At 70.2% G+C, this 22,849-nt stretch carries 22 protein-coding genes; 17 read left to right on the top strand and 5 right to left on the bottom strand.

Going from position 1 to position 22,849, the window contains the following annotated elements; all coding sequences use genetic code 11:
- Window positions 1-37: 37 nt before the first annotated feature.
- From tsaB to EDF24_RS19615, 4 genes are all read left to right on the top strand, one after another.
- Complete coding sequence (gene tsaB / locus EDF24_RS01190; protein WP_123700865.1) at window positions 38-658, top strand: tRNA (adenosine(37)-N6)-threonylcarbamoyltransferase complex dimerization subunit type 1 TsaB; 621 nt, start codon at window positions 38-40, stop codon at window positions 656-658.
- The gene (rimI, locus tag EDF24_RS01185) at window positions 655-1,182 is read left to right on the top strand and encodes a ribosomal protein S18-alanine N-acetyltransferase (RefSeq protein ID WP_260233325.1); all 528 of its coding nucleotides are present in this window, start codon (window positions 655-657) and stop codon (window positions 1,180-1,182) included. Before tsaB ends, rimI begins: the two co-directional genes overlap by 4 nt.
- On the top strand, window positions 1,175-2,224 hold the full coding sequence (tsaD, locus tag EDF24_RS01180; protein WP_123700864.1) for a tRNA (adenosine(37)-N6)-threonylcarbamoyltransferase complex transferase subunit TsaD: 1,050 nt from the start codon (window positions 1,175-1,177) through the stop codon (window positions 2,222-2,224). The genes rimI and tsaD overlap by 8 nt, the downstream gene beginning before the upstream one ends.
- Before the next feature lie 67 nt (window positions 2,225-2,291).
- Window positions 2,292-2,927, top strand: a complete 636-nt coding sequence (locus EDF24_RS19615; RefSeq protein WP_221181330.1) for a DUF4190 domain-containing protein — start codon at window positions 2,292-2,294, stop codon at window positions 2,925-2,927.
- On the opposite strand, the gene EDF24_RS01170 is transcribed toward EDF24_RS19615, so the two are convergent.
- Window positions 2,920-4,113 carry a class I SAM-dependent methyltransferase gene (locus EDF24_RS01170; RefSeq protein WP_123700863.1) on the bottom strand — a complete coding sequence of 398 codons (1,194 nt, stop codon included), beginning with the start codon at window positions 4,111-4,113 and terminating at the stop codon, window positions 2,920-2,922. The two genes, EDF24_RS19615 and EDF24_RS01170, sit on opposite strands and share 8 nt — an antisense overlap.
- 147 nt (window positions 4,114-4,260) lie before the next feature.
- Here EDF24_RS01170 and groES point away from each other — a divergent pair, with 147 nt between their 5' ends.
- Together groES and rarD are read left to right on the top strand one after the other, a co-directional pair.
- Window positions 4,261-4,557, top strand: coding sequence for a co-chaperone GroES (gene groES, locus EDF24_RS01165; protein WP_056121496.1), 297 nt, complete (start codon window positions 4,261-4,263; stop codon window positions 4,555-4,557).
- Window positions 4,558-4,631: 74 nt separating this feature from the next.
- Window positions 4,632-5,573, top strand: coding sequence for an EamA family transporter RarD (gene rarD, locus EDF24_RS01160; protein ID WP_123654782.1), 942 nt, complete (start codon window positions 4,632-4,634; stop codon window positions 5,571-5,573).
- Between the two features lie 125 nt (window positions 5,574-5,698).
- Here the strand turns inward: rarD and EDF24_RS01155 are convergent, their stop codons facing one another.
- Entirely contained in the window at window positions 5,699-7,027 is a 1,329-nt protein-coding gene (locus EDF24_RS01155; RefSeq protein WP_123654781.1) for an ABC transporter substrate-binding protein, read from the bottom strand.
- A 309-nt stretch (window positions 7,028-7,336) separates the two neighbouring features.
- Window positions 7,337-8,839, bottom strand: coding sequence for an IMP dehydrogenase (guaB, locus tag EDF24_RS01150; RefSeq protein WP_123700862.1), 1,503 nt, complete (start codon window positions 8,837-8,839; stop codon window positions 7,337-7,339).
- A gap of 362 nt (window positions 8,840-9,201) precedes the next feature.
- Between guaB and EDF24_RS01145 the strand changes: the two genes are divergently transcribed.
- The 7 genes from EDF24_RS01145 (at window position 9,202) to EDF24_RS01120 (ending at window position 17,043) form a co-directional block, all read left to right on the top strand.
- Complete coding sequence (locus tag EDF24_RS01145; protein ID WP_123701409.1) at window positions 9,202-10,548, top strand: branched-chain amino acid ABC transporter permease; 1,347 nt, start codon at window positions 9,202-9,204, stop codon at window positions 10,546-10,548.
- A 9-nt stretch (window positions 10,549-10,557) separates the two neighbouring features.
- Complete coding sequence (locus EDF24_RS01140; RefSeq protein ID WP_123654779.1) at window positions 10,558-11,544, top strand: branched-chain amino acid ABC transporter permease; 987 nt, start codon at window positions 10,558-10,560, stop codon at window positions 11,542-11,544.
- Window positions 11,537-12,490 carry an ABC transporter ATP-binding protein gene (locus EDF24_RS19610; protein WP_123654778.1) on the top strand — a complete coding sequence of 318 codons (954 nt, stop codon included), beginning with the start codon at window positions 11,537-11,539 and terminating at the stop codon, window positions 12,488-12,490. Before EDF24_RS01140 ends, EDF24_RS19610 begins: the two co-directional genes overlap by 8 nt.
- 110 nt (window positions 12,491-12,600) lie before the next feature.
- Window positions 12,601-13,326, top strand: a complete 726-nt coding sequence (locus EDF24_RS01130; RefSeq protein WP_243698229.1) for an ABC transporter ATP-binding protein — start codon at window positions 12,601-12,603, stop codon at window positions 13,324-13,326.
- Window positions 13,327-13,587: 261 nt separating this feature from the next.
- Window positions 13,588-13,764 carry a hypothetical protein gene (locus EDF24_RS18975; RefSeq protein WP_185017301.1) on the top strand — a complete coding sequence of 59 codons (177 nt, stop codon included), beginning with the start codon at window positions 13,588-13,590 and terminating at the stop codon, window positions 13,762-13,764.
- A 200-nt stretch (window positions 13,765-13,964) separates the two neighbouring features.
- Window positions 13,965-15,086 carry a GuaB3 family IMP dehydrogenase-related protein gene (locus EDF24_RS01125; RefSeq protein ID WP_123654776.1) on the top strand — a complete coding sequence of 374 codons (1,122 nt, stop codon included), beginning with the start codon at window positions 13,965-13,967 and terminating at the stop codon, window positions 15,084-15,086.
- Window positions 15,087-15,168: 82 nt separating this feature from the next.
- Window positions 15,169-17,043 (top strand): glycerol-3-phosphate dehydrogenase/oxidase, encoded by a 1,875-nt coding sequence (locus EDF24_RS01120; RefSeq protein WP_123701408.1) that lies wholly within the window; start codon window positions 15,169-15,171, stop codon window positions 17,041-17,043.
- A 39-nt stretch (window positions 17,044-17,082) separates the two neighbouring features.
- Here EDF24_RS01120 and EDF24_RS01115 read toward each other — a convergent pair whose 3' ends face one another.
- The gene (locus EDF24_RS01115; protein WP_123700860.1) at window positions 17,083-17,784 is read right to left on the bottom strand and encodes an ABC transporter ATP-binding protein; all 702 of its coding nucleotides are present in this window, start codon (window positions 17,782-17,784) and stop codon (window positions 17,083-17,085) included.
- Window positions 17,781-18,878, bottom strand: a complete 1,098-nt coding sequence (locus tag EDF24_RS01110; protein WP_123654773.1) for an ABC transporter permease — start codon at window positions 18,876-18,878, stop codon at window positions 17,781-17,783. Before EDF24_RS01110 ends, EDF24_RS01115 begins: the two co-directional genes overlap by 4 nt.
- A 149-nt stretch (window positions 18,879-19,027) precedes the next feature.
- Here EDF24_RS01110 and EDF24_RS01105 point away from each other — a divergent pair, with 149 nt between their 5' ends.
- From EDF24_RS01105 to EDF24_RS01090, 4 genes are read left to right on the top strand one after another with little or no spacing between them, the layout of a single operon-like run.
- Entirely contained in the window at window positions 19,028-20,200 is a 1,173-nt protein-coding gene (locus tag EDF24_RS01105) for a sensor histidine kinase (protein WP_123700859.1), read from the top strand.
- A complete protein-coding gene (locus EDF24_RS01100) occupies window positions 20,197-20,817 on the top strand; it encodes a response regulator transcription factor (protein WP_123654771.1) in 621 nt (206 codons plus the stop codon). The genes EDF24_RS01105 and EDF24_RS01100 overlap by 4 nt, the downstream gene beginning before the upstream one ends.
- Before the next feature lie 45 nt (window positions 20,818-20,862).
- Window positions 20,863-21,423 (top strand): cation:proton antiporter regulatory subunit, encoded by a 561-nt coding sequence (locus EDF24_RS01095; protein ID WP_243698202.1) that lies wholly within the window; start codon window positions 20,863-20,865, stop codon window positions 21,421-21,423.
- Between the two features lie 5 nt (window positions 21,424-21,428).
- Window positions 21,429-22,844, top strand: coding sequence for a cation:proton antiporter (locus tag EDF24_RS01090; RefSeq protein ID WP_123654770.1), 1,416 nt, complete (start codon window positions 21,429-21,431; stop codon window positions 22,842-22,844).
- Window positions 22,845-22,849: the final 5 nt, after the last annotated feature.

The raw sequence follows: 22,849 nt of genomic DNA, 5'->3' as shown, positions 1-22,849 counted from the left end.
GGGCGAACCACCGGTTCTGTCCGCCTACGATGGACGGGTGCTGCTCGCGATCGACACCTCCGCCGGAACCTCCGTCGCCGTCGTCGACCCCGAGACCCGGACGGTCCTCGCGGAACGGTCCACCGAGGACTCCCGCCGCCATGCCGAGGTGATCGGTCCGTTCCTGCAGGGTGTGCTCGACGACGCCGGCATCACCGCCGCGGACGTCACCGGCGTCGTCGCGGGCATGGGCCCCGGCCCGTTCACCGGCCTCCGCGTCGGCATCGCGGCCGCACGCACCTTCGCCGCGGCACGCGACGTCCCGTTCCTGCCGCTGGTCAGCCACGACGCGGTCGCAGCCGAGGCGACGTCGGAAGCCGACGGCCCCGTCGTCGTCCTGACGGACGCCCGACGGCGCGAGGTCTACTGGAGCGTCCACGACCAGACCGGCACGCGCACTGCGGGCCCTGGTCTGGCCAGGCCGGCGGACCTCGACGACGTGCTGGGAGCCTCCAGGCAGGTCCCGCGGGTCACCGCGACCACCATCCCCGCCGGGAGGCTCGGGGCGCTCGCCGCGGACCGGCTCGCGTCCGGCGGTTCCTTCGCCGAGGACGCCCCCCTGTACCTCCGCGATCCCGACGTCACGATGCCCGGCGCACCCAAGCGGGTGGGCCGGTGACCCTGCCCGCCGGGCTGCGCCTGCGGCGCGCGCACCCGCAGGACCTCGACGACGTGATGTGGCTGGAGCACGCCTCGTTCCCCACCGACGCCTGGTCGGCGTCGCAGATGTCCGGCGAGCTGTACTCGCCCCACGGGTACTACGTCGTCGTCGAGACCACCGACGACGGTGCGCCGACGATCGTCGGGTACGCGGGCCTGTCCTCGCTCGCGGGCAACCCGGTCGCCGACGTCCAGACGATCGCGGTGTCGGCGGAGCACCGCGGGGAGGGCATCGGCCGCGTGCTGTTCACCGAGCTCCTCGACGAAGCCCGTCGCCGTGGCGTGGGAGAGGTCTTCCTCGAGGTCCGCGCCGACAACCCGGTCGCCCAGGCGATGTACACCGCGTTCGGGTTCGAGCACATCGCCACCCGGCCGCGCTACTACCAGCCGGACGGCGTCGACGCGTGGGTGATGCGGGCCGCGCTCGCACCCGCGCAGACGCCGGGGCTCGGCCCCGTCGGACAGGAGGCACTCGATGCGTGAACCACTGGTGCTCGGCATCGAGACCTCGTGCGACGAGACCGGCGTCGGCATCGTCCGGGGGAGCACGCTCCTGGCGAACGTCATCGCGTCGAGCATGGAAGAGCACGCGCGCTACGGCGGCGTCGTGCCCGAGGTCGCCGCACGCGCGCACCTGGAGGCGATGACCCCGACCCTGTCCGAGGCGCTGCAGCGCGCCGGCGTGACCCTCGACGAGCTCGACGCGGTCGCCGTCACCGCCGGCCCCGGGCTCGCCGGTGCCCTGATGGTCGGTGTCGGGGCGGCGAAGGCGCTCGCCGTGGCCACCGGCAAGCCGCTGTACGGGGTGAACCACCTCGTCGGACACGTCGGGGCGGACGTCCTCCGCGCCGACGGCAGCGAACTCGAGCTGCCGACCGTGGCGCTCCTGGTGTCCGGTGGGCACACGTCGCTGCTCCTCGTGCGGGACCTCGTCGACGACGTGGAACTCCTCGGCGAGACCATCGACGACGCCGCGGGAGAAGCGTTCGACAAGGTCGCGCGACTCCTCGGGCTGCCGTACCCGGGCGGGCCGCAGATCGACCGCGCCGCGGCCGACGGGGACCCGAAGGCGATCCGGTTCCCGCGCGGGCTCACCCTGCCGAAGGACATGGCCGCGCACCGCTACGACTTCTCGTTCTCCGGGCTGAAGACCGCCGTCGCCCGGTGGGTCGAGCGCTGCCGCGACGAGGGGCGTGAGGTCCCCGTGGCGGACGTCGCAGCGTCGTTCCGGGAAGCCGTGGTCGACGTCCTCGTGACCAAGGCGCTGAACGCCTGCCGGGACACCGGGGTGCCCCGGCTGCTGCTCGGCGGCGGCGTCGTCGCGAACGCCCGGCTCCGTGCGGTCGCCGAGGCGCGCTGCGCGGAGGCGGGGGTCGCGCTGCGGATCCCCCCGCTCGACCTCTGCACCGACAACGGCGCGATGATCGCGGCGGTCGGTGCCCGGCTCGTCGCCGAGGGACACGCGCCGAGCGACCTCGGGATCGCCGCGGACTCGACGCTCCCCGTCACCACCGTCCAGGTCTGAGGTCCGGTCCCCGCCGGTGTGGGAGGATCGAACGGACGGCCGCACGGGCCGTCGGGAGGGGTGCACCGTGTCCGATCAGAACGAGCGGCCGAAGCCGGACGAGCAGCAGCCGCAGAACCCGTACAGCGCACCGCAGCCGCCGCAGTACGGCGCTCCCCAGAACCCGTACGCGCAGCCCGGTCAGCAGCAGGACCCGTACGGTCAGCAGCCGCAGAACCCGTACGCGCAGCCCGGCCAGCAGCAGAACCCGTACGCGCAGCCCGGCCAGCAGCAGAACCCGTACGCGCAGCAGCCGCAGAACCCGTACGCCCAGCAGAACCCGTACGCGCAGCAGCAGAACCCGTACGCCGCCCCCGGCAGCGCCTACGCCAACACCGGGTACCAGCCGTACGCGCAGCGCCCGAAGACGAACATCCTCGCGATCCTGTCGATCGTCTTCGGCCTCGGCGCGGTCCCGTTCTTCTTCATCGCGATCCTGCTCGGCCCCGCCGGCGCGATCCTCGGGCACGTGGCGCTCGGCAAGATCCGGCAGAGCGGCGAGCAGGGCCGCGGTCTCGCGCTGACCGGCATCATCGCCGGCTGGGTGATGACCGGCATCTGGATCCTCTGGATCGCCCTGGTGGTCTTCGCGATCGGCCACTCCGGTGGCTACTCGGACTACGGCACCGACTACGGCTCGGACTCCGGCGCCTTCGTCAGCTGAGGCGCTCGCACAGCAGCGCGGTGTGCCGTCCCGCCACGCGGGTGAGGACGAGCGTCATCCGGCGTGAACCGCCGCGCAGTCGCAGACGCTTCCGGAACTGCGCCGGGTCGACGTCGACGCCGCGCTTCTTGATCTCGACCGTGCCGACCCCGTCCGCGGCCAGTCGTGCGGCGAGCTGCTTGACGTCGAGCGGCATCGTGTCGAGCACACGGAAGGTCTGCGCGAACGGGGTCGTCACCGGGCTGTCCGACGTCACGTAGGCGATCCCCTCGGAGAGCATCCGGCCGTCCATCGACCGGGCCAGGTCACCGATGAGCCGCGCCCGGATGACCGCGCCGTCGGGTTCGTGGAGGTACTCGCCGACCGGGCCGACCTCGACGTCCTCGGCGTCCTCCGCCCCGGTCAGCTCGGCGATGCCGTGCGTACCGATGACGGTCGCGGCGCGCCGGATGCCGGGTCGGGCGAGCGGGCCGAACCACAGTGCGAGCTCCACGACCTCCCGGTCGACGGAGGTCCACTGCGCCTCGGCGGTGTCCGGGATGAGGTCGCGGTCGATGCCCGGTCCGAGCTTCACGCCGGTCGGGGTCGTGGTGGCGGCGGCGAACACGGTGTCGAGCGAGGGCGACCAGTCGTCCGGGTCGGCGAGCCGACGGGTGTTGGTGTGTCCGGCGGTCCGTCGTGCCGGGTCCATCCAGACCCCGTCGACGCTCGACACGTCGAACGTCGCCGCGTCACCGAGCAGCACACGGGCGTCCGGCCACGGTGCGAGGTTGTGCGTCGCCACCGCCGCCGTCACCTCGTCCTGGTCGACGGCGGTGACGTCGAGGTCGAGCGCAGCCATCGCGAGTGCGTCACCGCCGATGCCGCAACCGAGGTCGGCCACCCGGTGCAGCCCGGCCGCGGCGAACCGCCCGGCGTGCTGGGCGGCGACGGAGAGCCGCGTCGCCTGCTCGAGGCCCGCCTCGGTGAACAGCATCCGGCTCGCGAAGTCGCCGAACTTGCCGCGGGCCTTCTGCCGGAGCTTCGCCTGCGTGAGCACCGCGGCGACGAGTCGGGGATCGTGTCCCTCGGCCCGGAGACGGGAGACGACGCGGACGATCTCGCCGTCGTCGGAGACCGCCGGCGTCCGGTCGAGGAGCGCCATCCCGTCCGGGGTCAGGAGCTGAGCGAGTTCGGTGGCGTCCATGAGACGATCCTGTCATCACCAGGAGGACTGGCACTCGGATTGACCGAGTGCCAGAGGCCCCCTACAGTTGGATCTGGCACTCTCGTGTGCGTAGTGCCAACCGGTTTTCATCTGTACCGAGTCAGTACCGAGAAAGAAGAGGTCACCGTGGCCGTCACCATCAAGCCGCTCGAAGATCGCATCGTCATCCGTCAGGTCGAGGCGGAGCAGACCACTGCTTCCGGTCTCGTCATCCCGGACACCGCGAAGGAGAAGCCGCAGGAGGGCGAGGTCGTGGCCGTGGGCCCGGGTCGCATCGACGACAACGGCAACCGCGTCCCGCTCGACGTCGCCGTCGGCGACAAGGTCATCTACTCGAAGTACGGCGGCACCGAGGTCAAGTACTCGGGCGAGGACCTGCTGGTCCTCTCCGCTCGCGACGTCCTCGCGGTCATCGAGCACTGACACCTGCTCCACCCGGCGAACGCCTCGGCAGCCTCGTGCTGCCGGGGCGTTCGCCGTTTCCGTAGCATTGGTCCGTGACAGAGCGGGCGGTTCGGAGCGAGGCATCGGTCGGCGTCGTGCAGGCGATCGTCGCGTACGGGCTCTGGGGGCTGATGCCGCTGCTGTTCGTCGCGATGGCGCCGGCGGGCGCGTTCGAGATCGTCGCGTGGCGGATCGTCTTCGGGCTGGGGTTCTGCCTGGTCGCCATCCTCGTCACGCGGTCGTGGCTGCGCACGCGCTCCCTCATCGCCCAGCGTCGGGTGATGGGTGTGATGGCGATCGCCGCGGTGCTCATCGTCGTGAACTGGACCGTGTACGTCATCGCGACGACGACGGGCCACACCGTCGAGGCAGCGCTCGGGTACTTCATCAACCCGCTCGTCACGATCGCGCTCGGCGTCGTGCTCCTCCGGGAACGGCTGCGCCCGGCGCAGTGGACCGCCGTCGGCATCAGCATCGTCGCGGTCGTCGTCATCGCGGTCGGCTACGGGCAGATGCCGTGGATCTCCCTCGCGCTGGCGTTCTCGTTCGGGCTGTACGGGCTCGTGAAGAAGCGCGTCGGCGGGACCGTCGACGCGCTGTCCGGGCTGACGATCGAGACGATGTGGCTGACCCCCGTCGCCGTCGTCACGCTCGTGGTGCTCGGCGTGACCGGCATCGGCGGCGGCATCACCTTCGGCAACCAGGGCTGGGTGCACGCGCTCATCATGATCGGCGCGGGCCCGGCGACGGCGGTGCCGCTGCTCCTCTTCGCGTCGTCGGCGCGGCGCCTCTCGCTGTCCACGCTCGGGCTGACCCAGTACCTGACGCCGGTGATGCAGCTGATCGTGGGGGTGACGATCCAGCACGAGGCGATGTCGACCTCGCGGTGGATCGGGTTCGGCATCGTGTGGATCGCGCTGCTGATCCTGTCCACGGACTCGTTCGTGGCTGCGCGCCGCGCCCGCCGCACCGCGGTGCCAGCCGTGGCGGCCTGACGGGGCCGAACCGAGCTTCCCGTCCGCCGTGGTGGCGACCAGCTGCCGGGCCGGACGCGACCGATCGCGGAAAGCGACAGTCCCCGGGAGGAACCCTCCCGGGGACTGTCGCTTTCGTTGCGGTGCTACTTCTTGACCGAGCCCTGGATGGCGCTCTGGTACACCGGCTTGTTGTCGCCGTCGAACTTGTAGATGCCGATGTAGGCGCTCGACGGGTCGTTGTTCGAGTCGAACGGACCGATGCCCGACGGACCCGTGTAGTGGATGTCCTTGCCGTCGTCCAGCAGGGCCTTGCAGTCCTTGAACGTCGAGCACTCGGTGCCACCGTCGGCCCCGGACACCTTGTCCATGTTGGCCTGGATCGTGCCGGAGTCGGTGCCCTTGCCCTTCACCGCAGCGAGTGCGGCGAGGGTGGTGGCGTCGTAGGACTCAGCCGCGTACGAGTAGTCGGCGAGGTCCTTGCCCGACGACTTCTTGTAGTAGGCGGCGAGACGCTGCTTCAGGTCGTCCTTCGGCGAGGCGCCGGGGATCGTGCCCTGCGCACCGTTCAGGGTGCCCTTGTCGAAGTCCTTCGAGTAGTCGGCGGTGTTGCCGTCCGACATGTAGACCTTCGACATGTCCCAGCCCTGCGAGACGAGCTCGGGGATGATCGACTTCGTCTCGTCGAACGCCAGCACGACGATCGCGTCGGGCTTGGCGGCGAGGGCCGCCGTGACCTCGGACGAGAACGTGGTCTGTCCGGGCGGGAACTCCTGGCCCTTGCCCTTGCCGCCGTAGACGACCTGGCCACCGGAGGACTCGACGGCCTCCTGGACGGAGTTGCGGAGACCCGTGCCGTACGTGTCGTTGAAGACGAGGAACGCGACCTTGGCGTTGCCGTCACCCGTGACGAGCTGGCCGAGCGCCGAACCCTGCACCGAGTCCGGCGGAGCGGTCCGGTAGTAGTACGACGAGTAGCCCGAGAGGTCGGACGCGGTGTTCGCGGGGGAGATCTCCACGATGCAGTTGCTGGTGAGCTGGTCGATGACGTTGAGCGTCACGGACGAGGACTCCGCGCCGATCGCGACCGGGACCTTCGCGTTCACGAGCTTGGACGCCGCCGAGCTCGAGACCGTCATGTCCGTGCTGTCGCCGGAGTCCGTCTGCGGGTCGATGGAGACGTCCTTGTCGAGCACACCGCCGGCCGCGTTGATGTCGTCGACCGCGAGGCCCACACCGGCCTCGGCCGGCGGGTTCAGGTAGGCGAGCGAGCCCGTGAGGGGCAGGATCGTGCCGATCTTCAGCGCGTCGGTGCCGGGCGACGACGGGGCCTGGCAGCTGGCCGCCGGGTCCTTCTTGGACGCGGAGGCGGACGACGACGGGTCGGCGCTGCCGGAGGTCGAGCACGCCGCGAGCAGCACCGCCGCGACTCCCGCCAGTGCCAGCGCCGTGGTGGCGCGGGTGGTTCTGATCATCCGTGGAACCCTTTCTCGGCACGGGGGCTGTTGTCGCATCGGGTCGAGTGCGACGCCTCCGTGTGGGGATGCGAGCAAAAGTAGGGTCCGGGTGTTTCGCCCGTGTGACGGGGCGGTACGGAAAGTGTTTCGTTACCGAGCCGTGACGAAACCTGTGCGGGTACTCCGGTTCGCGGGTGGCCCGCGGGGGCGGGCGCTGCGCGCGCCCGGGCACCGCGCGGGTGGCGCTGCGGGCGGTGTGGTGCCGCAAAGCGACAGTCCCCGGTGGGCTACCCACCGGGGACTGTCGCTTTCGAGCAGGAGTTCTGGCTACCGGCTGTAGTTCGGCGCTTCGACGACCATCTGCACGTCGTGCGGGTGCGACTCCTTCAGCCCCGCCGGGGTGATCCGGACGAACCTGCCGCGGGCCTTGAGCTCCGGGATGGTCCGGCCGCCGACGTAGAACATCGACTGCCGCAGCCCACCGACGAGCTGGTACACGACGTTCGCCACGGAGCCGCGGTACGGCACCTGGCCCTCGATGCCCTCGGGGACGAGCTTGTCGTCCGAGGGGACGTCCGCCTGGAAGTAGCGGTCCTTCGAGTACGAGGTCTTCTTGCCACGGGTCTGCAGTGCACCGAGGGAGCCCATCCCGCGGTACGCCTTGAACTGCTTGCCGTTGACGAAGACCAGGTCCCCGGGGGACTCGTCGGTGCCCGCGAGGAGCGATCCGAGCATCACGGTGTCCGCGCCGGCGACGAGGGCCTTCGCGATGTCGCCCGAGTACTGCAGGCCACCGTCGGCGATGACCGGCACGCCGGCTTCACGCGCGGCGAGCGAGGCTTCGTACACGGCGGTGACCTGCGGCACACCGACGCCGGCGACGACGCGGGTGGTGCAGATCGACCCGGGGCCGACGCCGACCTTGACCGCGTCCACGCCCGCGTCGATGAGCGCCTGTGCGCCTTCGCGGGTGGCCGCCTGGCCGCCGATGACGTCGACGCCGGCGAACGCCGGGTCGGCCTTCAGACGACGGACCATGTCGAGCACGCCGGCGCTGTGGCCGTTGGCGGTGTCCACGACGAGGACGTCCACACCGGCTTCGAGCAGGGCGGTCGCGCGCTGCCACGCGTCGCCGAAGAACCCGATCGCGGCACCGACACGGAGTCGGCCGGCGTCGTCCTTGGTGGCGTCGGGGTACTTCTCGCTCTTGTCGAAGTCCTTGACGGTGATGAGGCCGCGGAGCTTGCCGGCCTCGTCGATGAGCGGCAGCTTCTCGATCTTGTGCTCGGCGAAGATCGCGACGGCGTCGTCCGGGTCGATGCCGACCGGTGCCGTGATGAGCGGCGCCTTCGTCATGACGTCGCGGACGAGCGTGGTCTGCTGCTCGAACGGCGCCACGAACCGCATGTCGCGGTTGGTGATGATGCCGACGAGCGTGCCGTCGCCCTCGACGACCGGCAGCCCGGAGACGCGGAACTGGCCGCAGAGCGCGTCCACCTCGGCGACGGTCGCGTCCGGGGTCGTGGTCACCGGGTTGGTGATCATGCCCGACTCGGAACGCTTGACCTTGTCCACAGCTGCCGCCTGGTCGGCGATCGACATGTTGCGGTGCAGGATCCCGATGCCGCCTTGGCGCGCCATGGCGATGGCCATGCGGGCTTCGGTGACGGTGTCCATCGCCGCGGAGAGCAGCGGGACGTTGACGGAGATCCGCTTGGTGAGCCGGGACGTCGTCGACGCCTCGCTCGGGATGACGTCGGTGTACCCCGGCAGGAGCATGACGTCGTCGTACGTGAGTCCGATGAATCCGAACGGATCCGGCTGGTCCATGGGTCCCCTTCGTGGGCGAGGTGAAGTGGTGAGACACCGGACGCAGCGTCGGGTTCCGGATAGACCATGCTAACGCGCGCGGCGGGTCGCGCATTCCGGCGGGTGCCCGGTGGGGAGCGGCTCCGGAACCGGCCTGGAGGCTGGGGTCGGCTCCGCAACGGACGGTTCCTCCACATCGTCACAGTTGCGCCACGAATTCCACAGGGAATCTTTTGGAAACACGGGTGACACAAAATCACCATAGGTTCCTCGTCATCCGAACGAGAGGCTCTTCCGTGGGATCCATCACTCCTGCGGGATCGGCGCTGCTGCGCCGATTCCGCCCCGGTGCGCCAGGCCGTCGCCGACTGGTGCTCGTCGTCGTGCTCGTCGCGGCGTTCCTGGCGACCTTCCTCATCGACTGGGCGGTGACGCTCCCCGCCCAGGGCGCGACCACCACCGCGACGGCGAGTGCCAGCGCGAGCGCGAGCACCGCACCGTCCAGCACCCAGCCCTGCACCGTCAGCCCGACGAACGGGTGCATCCAGGGCACGATCCTCGACTCCGCGCGGAAGCCCGCGTCCGGCGTGGACGTCGACGTCGCGGGCCCGTCCGGCTTCACGGCGACGTCGACCACGACGGACGCCGGCCGCTGGTCGGTGAGCGTCCCGGCCTCCGGTCAGTACACCGTGACCGTGGACCAGGACACCCTCCCGAAGGGGCAGTACCTGACGAACGCCGCCGACGCGAAGCGCACGGTGCAGGCGAACCTCAACGCCAACGCGGGACAGATCTTCCAGCTGTCCGACCAGCAGGGCGCGACGACGAGCGACGCCACGACGAGCGTCACCGCCGCACGGGCCTGGCAGCAGTTCGTGTCCGGCATCCGGCTCGGACTGCTCATCGCCCTCGCCTCGATCGGACTGTCGCTGATCTACGGCACGACCGGGCTGTCGAGCTTCTCCCACGGTGAGCAGGTGACGCTCGGCGGTCTGCTGGCGTACGTGTTCGCGAACCAGCTCGGCTGGAACATCTGGCTCTCCGGGGTGATCGTCGTCGTCCTCTGCGCGGCGAGCGGCTACTTCCAGGACATGATCATCTGGAAACCGCTGCGCCGCCGACGGATCAGCCTGACGCAGCTCATGATCGTGACGATCGGGCTGTCGATCGCGGCGCAGTACGCGTTCCAGTACTTCTTCGGTGCCTCGACCGTCCGCATCCAGCAGAGCAACCCGTCGACGGTCACGTTCGCCGGGGTCACCCTGACCGTGCAGTCCTACGTGGCGATGGGCATCGCCCTCGTCGTGTTGATCGCGACCGGGCTCTTCCTCGCGAAGACCCGATTCGGCCGGGCGACGCGTGCGGTCTCGGACAACCCGGCGCTCGCGTCGGCGTCCGGCATCGACGTCGACCGGGTGATCCGGTTCGTGTGGACGCTCGCCGCGGGTCTCGCCGGTCTCTCCGGCGTGATGCTCGGCCTCGTGCTCAACGGCGTGAACTGGCAGACCGGTCTGCAGCTGCTCCTGCTCATGTTCGCGTCCGTGACCCTCGGTGGTCTCGGTACCGCGTACGGCGCACTCGTCGGTTCGATGATCATCGGCGTCGTCGTCGAGCTCACGAACCTGGTGCTGCCGGGCGACTTCAAGTACGCCACCGCACTCGTCATCCTCATCCTCATCCTGCTGTTCCGGCCGCAGGGCATCTTCGGCCGTGCCGAGCGGATCGGCTAAGGGGCAGCCATGGACTACATCGTCAACCTCCTCAGCGCGCTGACGCAGGAGGCCCTCGCGCCCACCACGGCGGCGTTCGCGCTCGCCGCGATCGGGCTGAACGTGCACTTCGGGCTCACCGGTCTGGTGAACATGGGCCAGGCGGCGTTCCTGCTGCTCGGCGCCTACGGCTTCGCGATCTCGATCACGAACGGGCTGCCGTTCGGGATGGCCGTCCTGATCGCCCTGCTCGTCGCGATCGTGTTCGCGATCATCCTCGGCATCCCGACACTGCGGCTCCGTGGCGACTACCTGGCGATCGTGACGATCTCCGGCGCGGAGATCATCCGCATGGTCGGCAGGTCGAGTCTGCTGACCACCACGACCGGTGGATCGAACGGCATCACCGGGTCGAGCTACCGCGACGCGTTCAACGCGCTGAGCTTCCTGCCGGACGGCACCACCACCATCCTGTGGTTCACGTACTCGAACAACGGGGTCAACGGCTGGTGGATCCGCATCGTGGGCTGGGGCCTCGTCGCCCTGTTCACCTTCGTGCTGTTCCTCCTGATGCGGAGCCCGTGGGGCCGCGTCGTGAAGGCCATCCGCGAAGACGAGGACGCGGTCCGTTCCCTCGGCAAGAGCGTGTACTCCTACAAGATGCAGGCGCTCGTGTTCGGCGGTGCGCTCGGCGCTCTGGCCGGCATCATCTACGTGCTGCCGAGTTCGGTGCAACCGGACGCGATGGGCCGCTCGATGACCTTCTTCATCTGGACGGCGCTCATCCTCGGCGGTGCTGCGACGGTGTTCGGCCCGGTACTCGGCTCGGTGCTGTTCTTCGTCCTCCGGCTCGCGATCCGCACGCTCGCGGGCGACTTCATCCCCAACTCGATCATGAACGCGCAGCAGGCGGAGCAGTTCTCCTACGTGCTCGTCGGCGTCGCGCTCATGCTGCTCATCGTCTTCCGCCCACAGGGACTCCTCGGGAACAAGAAGGAGCTGACGTTCAGTGTCTGAACCATCGACGACCACGGTCGCGCACACCCCTGGCTCCGCGAAGCCGGACCCGATCCTCACGGTCGACGCCATCACCCGTCACTTCGGCGGCATGACGGCGGTGGACGTGGACCACCTCGAGGTCCAGCGGGGCTCGATCACCGCGCTCATCGGCCCGAACGGCGCGGGCAAGACCACGTTCTTCAACCTGCTCACGGGCTTCGACAAGCCCTCGAGCGGCAAGGACGCGCGCTGGGTCTTCAACGGGAAGACCCTCGGCAACACCGGCGCCGCGAAGGTGGCGCGCGCCGGCATGGTCCGCACCTTCCAGCTCACCAAGGCGCTGTCCCGGCTCACCGTGATGCAGAACATGCTGCTCGGCGCGAAGGACCAGCCCGGCGAGAACTTCTTCGCCGCGCTGATCAAGCCGGTGTGGTCCAAGCGTGAGCGCGAGATCACCGCGAAGGCCGAGGACCTCCTCGAGCGCTTCAAGCTCCTCGAGAAGAAGGACGACTACGCCGGCTCGCTCTCGGGCGGCCAGCGGAAGCTCCTCGAGATGGCGCGGGCGCTGATGTCCGACCCGACGATGATCATGCTCGACGAGCCGATGGCCGGCGTGAACCCGGCGCTGACCCAGTCGCTCCTCGGGCACATCCAGTCCCTGCGCGACGACGGCATGACGGTGCTGTTCGTCGAGCACGACATGCACATGGTCCGGCACATCTCGGACTGGGTCGTCGTGATGGCGGAGGGCAAGGTCGTCGCCGAGGGGCCGGCGGGCACCGTGATGGACGACCAGGCCGTCATCGACGCGTACCTCGGCGCGCACCACGACACCGACCTCGGTGACGACTCGCTCCTCACCGAGGAGACCTACGAGGAACTCGCGGAAGAGGTCGCTGAGGAAGACCAGGCAGAAGACGGCACGGCGGAGACCGCCGCCGACGACGGGAAGGCGACCCGATGACCGACGCGACGAACCCCGTGGACCCGAACAGGGCCTCCAGTGCGGCCGACCCGACCGGCGCGACCGACGTGACCGGTGGCGGCACCGCCACGGCGACGCTCGAACCGGTGATGCGCGCCAGTGGCCTCGTCGCCGGCTACCTGCCGGGCGTGAACATCCTCAACGGCTGCGACCTGGACTGCTACCCCGGCGAGCTCATCGGCATCATCGGTCCGAACGGCGCCGGCAAGTCGACGCTCCTCAAGGCACTGTTCGGCCTGGTCTCCGTGCGTGAGGGGACGGTGACCCTGCAGGGCGAGGACATCACCAACATGAAGGCGAACAAGCTCGTGCAGGCGGGTGTCGGCTTCGTGCCGCAGACGAACAACGTGTTCCCCTCGCTCTCCATCGAGGAGAACCTGCAGATGGGGTTGTACCTGCGGCCGCGGAAGTTCGCCGAGCGCCTCGAGGTCATCTACGACCTGTTCCCGGTGCTCGGTCAGCGCAAGGGGCAGCGGGCCGGATCGCTCTCCGGCGGTGAGCGGCAGTCGGTCGCGATGGCCCGTGCGCTGATGATGGACCCGAAGGTGCTGCTGCTCGACGAGCCGAGCGCCGGCCTGTCCCCGGTGCGCCAGGACGAGACCTTCATCCGCACCCGCCGGATCAACAAGGCCGGAGTGTCGATCATCATGGTCGAGCAGAACGCGCGACGCTGTCTGCAGATCTGCGATCGTGGGTACGTGCTGGACCAGGGGAGGAACGCCTACTCGGGCACCGGACGTGAGCTCGCCGACGACCCCAAGGTCATCGAGCTCTACCTCGGGACGCTCGCCAAGGACGTCGACGCCGCTCGGTAGCGAGCAATCGCTGAGCGGGGTCGACCCGCCGGTGCCGCTGTGGGGGCGGTACCGGCACCGAGAGGGGTCGTGCGAAGTCGCGTCAGCGCCGCACGGCCCCTCTCCCACGCCCGGGGTCACTCGGCCGCGTCGATGCGGTGCGCTCGGGGTCGACGCGACGGAAGCGACAGCGCGCAGGGCAATGCGCCGCGCACAACGCCGCACCGTGTCGCTTTCCCCGGAGCGGACGCGGCCAGACGCCCGACGGGGTAGGTTCTCGGCGTGCAACGAGTGTCGAGCGTCGCGATGGACGTCCTGGTCTGGATCGTGTTCGCCGTGCTCTTCGTCGGTGCCGCGCTCCTGGTCAAGGTCGCGGCCGCACTGCTCGTCGTGCTGATCGTCCTGGCGCTCGGCCTCGGCCTGACGCTCCGCGTGCTGCGTCGACGCCGCGCGCGCTGACGCGGCGCCCGCCAACGCCGCGCCCGCCAAACGCCCCGCCCCGCCGACGCCCGTCCCGCCCCGCCCCGCCGACGCCCGTCCCGCCGCGCCCGCCGACGCCCGTCCCGCCGCGCCCGCCGACGCCCGTCCCGCCGCGCGCGCGACCCGACCCGTCCGCCTGGACCGTGCGGCGCGAGAACCCCGCCCGGTAGGCTTGCCGGGTGAGTGAAGTCGAGATCGGTGCAGGCAAGCGCGGACGACGGGCGTACGCGTTCGACGACATCGCGGTGGTTCCGTCGCGGCGCACCCGTGACCCGCGTGACGTGAACGTCCAGTGGTCGATCGACGCCTTCACGTTCGAAGCACCGATCCTCGCGGCGCCGATGGACTCGGTGTCCTCGCCCGCCACGGTCATCCAGATGGGCCGGCTCGGGATCCTCGGTGTGCTCGACCTCGAAGGCCTCTGGACCCGGTACGAAGACCCGGAGCCCTACTACGCCGAGATCCGCGCGCTCACCGACGGCAACGTCACGAAGCGCATGCAGGAGATCTACGCCGAGCCCGTCAAGGCCGAGCTGATCACCGCGCGTCTCGCTGAGATCCGCGCCGCCGGGGTCCCGGTCGCCGGTTCCCTGAGCCCGCAGCGCACGCAGGAGTTCTCCCAGACGGTCGTCGACGCCGGTGTCGACCTCTTCGTCATCCGCGGCACCACGGTCTCCGCCGAGCACGTCTCGCAGAGCACCGAGCCCCTCAACCTCAAGAAGTTCATCTACGAGCTCGACGTCCCGGTGATCGTCGGCGGCGCCTCCACCTACACGGCGGCGCTGCACCTGATGCGCACCGGTGCGGCCGGTGTCCTCGTCGGGTTCGGTGGCGGTGCCGCGTCGACCACGCGCGCGGCGCTCGGCATCCACGCCCCGATGGCGACCGCGGTGGCCGACATCGCCGGTGCCCGGCGTGACTACATGGACGAGTCCGGTGGCCGGTACGTGCACGTCATCGCCGACGGCGGCCTCGACACCGCGGGCGACGTGGTCAAGGCGATCGCGATGGGCGCCGACGCGGTCATGCTCGGCACCGCGCTGGCCCGCGCGACCGAAGCGCCCGGTGGCGGTTTCCACTGGGGTGCCGAGGCACACCACCCGGAGCTGCCCCGTGGCCGCCGGGTGGAGGTCGGCACGATCGCCCCGCTCGAGAACGTCCTGAACGGCCCGACCCCGACGTGGGACGGCCGCGCGAACATCGTCGGCGCGCTGCGTCGCTCGATGGCCACGACCGGATACTCCGACGCCAAGGAGTTCCAGCGAGTAGAAGTGGTCGTGGCGCCGTACCACCAGCAGTGACGGTGGCACCCGTACAGCGCGGGTGACGCCACGGCGCTCGACGAGAAGCACGCACGACGTGCTCGGCAGCGCGGAGGCGACCATGGCAGCGACGGTCTCGGGCAAGAAGGCACCCACCGGAGCGTTCGGCACGGCGGGGTTCGACCCCGGGGCGAAGCTCGGCCCGGACGAACGGGCCGCAGCGATCGAGGCGCTGAAGACCAAGGAGCTCGACGTCCTGGTCGTCGGCGGCGGCATCGTGGGCGGTGGCAGTGCGCTCGACGCCGTGACCCGCGGCCTGAGCGTCGGCATCGTCGAGGCGCGGGACTGGGGCTCTGGGACCTCGAGCCGATCCTCGAAGCTCGTGCACGGTGGCATCCGGTACCTCGAGCAGCTCAACTTCGCGCTCGTCCGTGAAGCCCTCATCGAGCGCGGCCTGCTCCTGCAGCGCATCGCTCCGCACCTGGTGAAGCCGGTCCGCTTCCTCTTCCCGCTCAACCACCGCGTGTGGGAGCGCTTCTACATCGGGATCGGCATGGCGATGTACGACGCCTTCAGCTGGTCCGGCGGTCGTCCGCCCGGCGTCCCGCACCACCGGCACCTCAGCCGCACGCAGGTGCTGCGCTCGATGCCGTCCCTGAAGAAGGACGCCTTCGTCGGCGGCATGACCTACTACGACGCGCAGGTCGACGACGCGCGCTACGTCTCCTCCCTGGTCCGCACCGCGGCGTCGTACGGCGCGCACGCTGCCGCTCGGGTCCGGATCGAGGGCTTCATCAAGGTGGGCGAGCGGGTCGTCGGTGCGCACGCGCACGACATCCAGACGGGCGAGAAGTTCGACATCCGGGCCAAGCAGGTCGTCAACGCGACGGGCGTCTGGACCGACGACACCCAGGCGATGGTGGGGACCCGCGGGCAGTTCAAGGTCCGGGCGTCCAAGGGCGTGCACCTGGTCATCCCGCGCGACCGCTTCCAGTCGAACATGGGCATGATCCTCCGCACCGAGAAGAGCGTGCTGTTCGTCATCCCGTGGGGGCGGCACTGGCTCGTCGGCACGACCGACACCGACTGGTACCTCGACAAGGCGCACCCGGCGGCGACCGCGGCGGACATCGACTACATCCTCGAGCACGTCAACAAGGTGCTCCGTGTCCCGCTCACCCGCGAGGACGTGGAGGGCGTCTACGCCGGACTCCGTCCGCTCCTTGCAGGCGAGTCCGACCAGACGTCGAAGCTCAGCCGCGAGCACGTGGTCGCGCACACTGCCCCCGGCCTGGTCGTCGTGGCGGGCGGCAAGTGGACGACGTACCGCGTGATGGGCAAGGACGCCATCGACGAGGCCGTCGCGGCGATGGACGGCAAGATCCCCGCCTCGACGACGGAGGACATCCCGCTGCTCGGCGCCGAGGGCTACCCGGCCGCGTGGAACAAGCGCGGCCGCACCGCGAAGTCGTTCGGGGTGCACAAGGTGCGGATCGAGCACCTCCTGAACCGCTACGGCACGCTGACGACCGAGGTGCTCCAGCTGGTGAAGGAGGACCCGGCGCTCGCCGAGGCCCTGCCCGGCGCGGACGACTACATCGGCGCGGAGGTCGTGTACGCGGCCTCGCACGAGGGTGCCCTGCACCTGGAGGACGTCCTCGCCCGCCGCACCCGCATCTCGATCGAGGCGTGGGACCGTGGCGAGTCGGCGGCCCCGGTCGCGGCCAGGCTCATGGCCGGTGTCCTCGGCTGGGACCAGGAGCAGACCGAGGCGGAGGTCGCGAACTACCTCAAGCGCGTCGCGGCCGAACGCGAGTCGCAGCTGCAGCCCGACGACGAGTCGGCGGACCGCGTGCGTCTCGAGGCGCCGGACATCGCGTTCGGCTTCGAGGAGGACGACGTCAAGGTGCCCGGCGCCGCCGACTCGGGGACGACCGACGGGGCGAAGGCGTCCGACGAGCAGGTGGTCGGCGAGAAGACGACCGAACCCGAGTAGGAGACCGGGAGACCGGCGGCTTGTGCTCGTCCGCATCGTTCAGCCCCCGCGGGCCATCGAGAGAGCACTGGTAGCGTTCGCACCGTCCACGATGGTGACGAGGTCGTCGAGCGCGTCCCGGTGGACGAGATCGTGGGTGACGAGCAGGGTGGCCGTCCGACGTTCGTGCGTGAGGCGTGCGACGAGGTCCATGATCGCCCACCCGCGTTCCTGATCGAGCGCGCTCGTGGGTTCGTCCACGAGCAGCACGTCCGGTTCGTGGACGAGCGCCCGGGCGATGGCGACCCGCTGCCGTTGCCCGCCGGAGAGCTGCGCCGGGCGTTTGCCCGCCTGACCGGACAGGCCGACGGCGTCGAGGAGTTCGTCGGCGCGTTCAGCGATCCGGTGGCGTTGCGCTCGAGGTGTCCCGCCGAGTTCGGCCATCACGAGTAATTGCTCCCGGGCGGTGAGCGATGGCAGCAGGTTGGACTGCTGGAAGACGATGCCGATCCGTTCCCGCCGCATCGTCGTGGCCTCGTCACGGGTGAGTTCCGCCGCGTCGACGTCGCCGATGAGCACGCGGCCGGCGTCTGGCCGGATGAGCGTCGCCGCGACCGCGAGCAGCGAGGACTTGCCGGAGCCGGACGGACCGGTGATGCCCGTGACCACGCCCGCGTCGGCTCGGAGTGTCACGTGGTCGACAGCGGTGACGCGGGATGCGCCGTCCGGGAAGGTGAGGATGACGTCGTCGAGGGTGATCATCGGTTGCTCCCGAGGGCGGTGAGGGGGTCGGTCGCGGTGACGGTCCGGAGGGCGACCGCTGCCCCGGCGAGACCGAGCACGGCCATCGCGAGGGCCGGGACGAGGGTGGTCAGCGGGCTGAGGAGGAAGGGCAACGCGCCACCGGCGAGTGCGCCCAGGCCGACGACCGCGAGCATGCCGACGCCGATCCCCGTTACGAGTACGACCAGAGCCTGACCGAGTGCGTCGCGGACGAGCGAGCCCGTGCTCGCCCCGAGTGCCTTGAGCACGGCGACGTCTCCCGCGCGTTGCATCGTCCACACGGTGAAGAACGCCCCGACGACGAGTGCCGAGACGCCGAACAGCATCGCGATCATCAGCGCGAGGGACCCGACCTCGGACTTGAAGGTCTCGAGGGCGCCGAGGCTCAGCAGTGGTGCATCGGCGGCGGTGTGGGTGCGATCGGCGGCGGCGTCCCAGTCGGGGTCCCCGCGCACGGCCAGCACGGTGGCCTCACCGTCGCCGCCGAGTCGCTGGTCGGCCGCTGCCCAGGCGTTCGGGGTCATCGCGACGACGGGCGTGTGGCTGTACCAGGCGTCGACGCCCACGCTGGCGACGCGGTAGGTGCTGCCCGTGATCGTGACGTGGCCACCGGCCGAGACGCCCAGGTCTTCGGCCGCGCCGGCGGAGAGCCCCACCTGGTCGTCGCGGGCCGGTGCCAGGTCCGAGACCGCCGAACGGGGCGCGTCGTGCGGGAGCCCGAACAGCGCGACGCCGACGGGGGTGCCCGTGGCCGCGCTGCTGGTCTCGACCCCCTGCGCGCGGCCCTGGACGATCCCGATCGGGACCACCCCGTCGACGCCGCCCGTGGCACGCCAGGCGGCGACGGTGTCCGCATTGACCGTGGACTCGGAGAACGAGGGCTGGCCGCTCGACGGTTGCTGGAGGACGAGCCGGCTGCCGGGGAGGCCGAGCACCGCCGAGACGTTCTGGGCGGCGAGGCCCCCGGTGAGCCCCGCGAGGAAGCCGACGAGCAACGTGATCAACGCGACCACCGCGGCGATGAGGACGAAGCGTCCGCGGGCATGTCGCAGGTCGCGCCAGGCGACGAACACGGTGTCTCCCTTCTGCGTCGCAGACCCTCTGCGACGTCTCCATCAGCCTCGCCGGAGGGGGGTCGCGGAGCATCGTCGTCCGGGTTGGTCCTGGGATCGAACTTTCGGTTGATCTCCTCCGGATGCCTGCTCCGTACGCTGGTGGTGCCATGGCACACAGCACGCTCACCCCGGTCTTCGTGGGGCTCCGGACGGGGCTGCACGTGCTCTTCTCCGTGCTTACCGTCCTGGCCGTGGTGCGGGTCCTCGTCGATCGTGGCCCGTCGATGTGGATCGCCCTCACGCTCACCGTGGTCTTCGCCGCGGTCTACGTCGCCGGTGGCCGCGTGGCGCGTGCGGGACCACGCTGGCGCACCGTTGCGAGCGCGAGCTGGATCGGTGCACTCACGGTGGTCTGGATCGCGCTCCTCGTCCTCGTGCCCGAGGCCGCCTACCTGGTCTTCCCGCTCTTCTTCCTGTACCTCCACGTACTCCCGGGCGTCGTCGGCCCCGCGGCGGTGGTCGTGGCGACCGGGGTCGCGATCGTGGCGCTCGGGGTCCACGGCGGGTTCACCGTGGGCGGTGTCGTCGGGCCGCTCGTCGGTGCCGGCGTGGCGCTGCTGATCGGGCTCGGGTACCGTGCGCTCGCCCGTGAAGCCGTCGAACGCGAAGAGATCGTCGCGCGACTCATCGCCACCCAGGGCGAGCTCGCGGCGACCCAGCACGAACAGGGCGTCCTCGCCGAGCGGTCGCGGCTCGCACGCGAGATCCACGACACCGTCGCGCAGGGCCTCTCGAGCATCCAGATGCTCCTGCACGCCGCCGAACTGGCCGACGGGGAGCGCCCGGGGATCGAGCACATCCGACTCGCCCGTGCGACCGCGGCCGAGGGCCTCGCCGACACCAGACGGTTCATCCGCGAGCTCTCCCCGCCGTCGCTCGACCAGGGTCTGGCCGCCGCGCTCCGCCGTCTCGCCGAGTCCTCGACGCGTGACGGCCTCGCCGTGCGGGTCAGCGTCCCGGATGCCATCGACCTGCCGATGACGGCACAGAGCGCACTCCTGCGCATCGCCCAGGGTGCCGTGGCCAACGTCGTCCAGCACGCCGGGGCGACGATCGTCCGCATCGTGCTCACCACCGATGAGCACGAAGCCCGTCTCACCGTCGCGGACGACGGGTCCGGGTTCGATCCGGTCACCGTGCAGTCCGGCGCCGGGCGGACGGACTCGTTCGGTCTGCGGGCGATGCGAGAGCGCGTCGCCCAGTTCGGCGGCACACTCGACGTCGACACCGCTCTCGGCCGGGGGACGACGCTGGTGGCGGTGCTGGAGGTGGGGAGGTGATCCGGATCGTCATCGCGGACGACCACCCGGTCGTCCGGGCCGGGCTCCGTGCCCTGCTCGACGCGGCCGAGGGCATCCAGGTGGTCGGCGAAGCCGGTGATCCCGACGAAGCGGTCGAGTACGCCGATGCGTTCAGCCCCGAGCTCGTGCTCATGGACCTGCAGTTCGGGCAGTCGCTCACCGGTGCCGATGCCACGCGACGCATCCGCGCCCTCGATGCCCCGCCGTACGTCCTCGTGCTGACGAACTACGACACCGACGGCGACATCCTGAGCGCGGTCGAAGCGGGCGCGAGCGGGTACCTCCTCAAGGACGCGCCGCCGGCGGAGCTCGTGGCTGCGGTCCGCGCCGCCGCGGCGGGCGAGAGCGCACTCGCCCCGGCGATCGCCGGACGGCTGATGGAGCGGATGCGGTCGCCGCAGGTGAGCCTCTCCGGCCGAGAGCTCGAGGTCCTCCGACTCGTCGCCGACGGTGCCTCGAACGGTGACGTCGCCGCGGCGCTCCACATCAGTGACGCGACCGTGAAGTCGCACCTGGTGCACGTGTTCTCGAAGCTCGGGGTGACGTCGCGAACGGCGGCCGTCTCCACAGCCCGGAGCCTCGGGATCCTGCGCTGACCGAGTTTCCACAGATGGAATGCTCGGGACTCCACGGTGGTTAGCATGGGCGTACTCGAAAAGGGAGCCATCATGGTCGACGTTCATCGCGTCAAACTCCCCGGAGTCGGCGTGCTGCACAGCTTCTACACCGACGACGGTGGCAAGTGTGGTGTCATCACGCACCGGTCGGGGCACTCCGACCTCATCTCGTTCGCCGACGTCTCGGACGGCGCGGACAAGTCCGAGAAGGTCTCGCTCCGTCTCAGCGAGGACGAAGCGCACACGCTCGCCGAGCTCCTCGGCGGTACCCGGATCACCGAGGGCCTCGACAAGCTCGACGAGATCCCCGGCCTCTCCATCGACTGGTTCTCCGTCGACTACGACGACGCGATCGCGGGCAAGCCCCTCGGCGACCTCCACGACTCCGGCTTCATCGGCCTGACCGTCGTGGCCGTGGTCCGCGGTGACAGCGCCAACCCGGCGCCCTCGCCCGACTTCGTGGTCTTCCCCGGCGACACCATCGTCGTGGCCGGCTCCCCCGAGAAGGTCGCGAAGGCCTTCTCGTTCTACCGCAGCGGTGAGCTCGCGGCGGCAGCTGCTGCCGAGGCCCCGCCCGGAAGGTAACGCGGATGGACCTCGGTGGTGAGCTGCTGACCATCGGCGGCCTGTTCCTCATCGCCTACGTCCTCGGACGACTCGGCAAGCTCATCGGCCTGCCCGCCATCCCGATCTACATGATCGTGGGGCTCATCGCGAGTCCGCACACGCCGTGGATCGGGCTGAGCGTCGAGTCCCACACCATCGAGCTGATCGCCACCTTCGGGCTGATCCTGCTCCTGTTCAACCTCGGGCTGGAGTTCGACCAGGAGGAGTTCTACGGCAACGCCGGCAAGCTCCTGATCTCCGGCGGCACGTACGTCGCGATCAACATGGCCGCCGGGTTCGCGTTCGGGTTCTCCCTCGGCTGGGGCACGCGAGAAGCGCTCGTCATCGCGGGCATGACCGCGACCTCGTCGAGCGCCATCGTCACGAAGCTCCTCATCGAACTCCGACGACTCGCGAACGACGAGACCCCGATGATCCTCGGCGTCACGGTGATCGAGGACGTCTTCATCGCGATCTACCTCGCGATCGTGTCCGTCGTGCTCTCCGGCGACACGAACATCTGGGGCGTGATCGGCAAGCTCGCGTTGGCGTTCGGCTTCCTGATCGTGATGTTCAGCCTGGCGCGGTGGGGCGGGAAGCAGGTCTCGCGGATCTTCGCGACCCGTGACGACGAGCTGTTCACGATCCTGTTCTTCGGCCTCGCAGTGATGTTCGGTGGCATCGGCGACCTGCTCGGCGTGACCGACGCGATCGGCGCCTTCGTCATCGGGCTGCTCTGCGGCGCCACCCGGTACCGCGACCGGATCGAGCAGCTCGCTCTGCCGATGCGCGACGTCTTCGCCGCGTTCTTCTTCGTCAACTTCGGCCTCGGCCTCGACATCTCCACCTTCGGTGAGGTCGTCTGGCCGGTCCTCGCGGCCATCGGCATGACCGTGGTGCTGAACGCCGTCGCAGGTCAGCTGGTCGCCCGGATGAACGGCTTCAACGCCCAGCAGGGCATCAACACCGCCGTCATCCTGGTGAACCGTGGTGAGTTCGCGCTGATCCTCGCGACGCTCTCGGCCGCCGCCGGTCTGGAGGCTCGGATCACCGCGTTCGCGGGCCTCTACGTCCTCATCATGGCTGTTCTGGGCCCCGTGCTCGCGTCGAACTCGGACCGGATCGGCCGCCTCGTGCTGCGTCCCGCCCGGGTGCGCAAGCTGCGTGGGCGCGAGCGCGCCGCCGCCGAGGCGGCGGCAGCGCGGAAGGCCGAGCGGGACGCCCGGTTCGCCGAGGAGATCGCCCTCGTGGAGGCTGCTGGCAGGGACGAGCGGGAGAATGTGGAACCGGAGACGACGCCCACGCCAGAACCGGAGACGGTGAGCAGCGGGACGTCGTCGGTCGAGATCCCCGCCGAGCGCCCCGAACGCCCGGCACGCCAACGCGATCCGGAGTACTGAAACGC

The sequence above is a fragment of the Curtobacterium sp. PhB130 genome (assembly GCF_003755165.1).
Lineage (GTDB): Bacteria > Actinomycetota > Actinomycetes > Actinomycetales > Microbacteriaceae > Curtobacterium.
The sequence above is the reverse complement of the archived record's forward strand: the minus strand, read 5'-3'. Positions and strand labels throughout refer to the sequence as shown.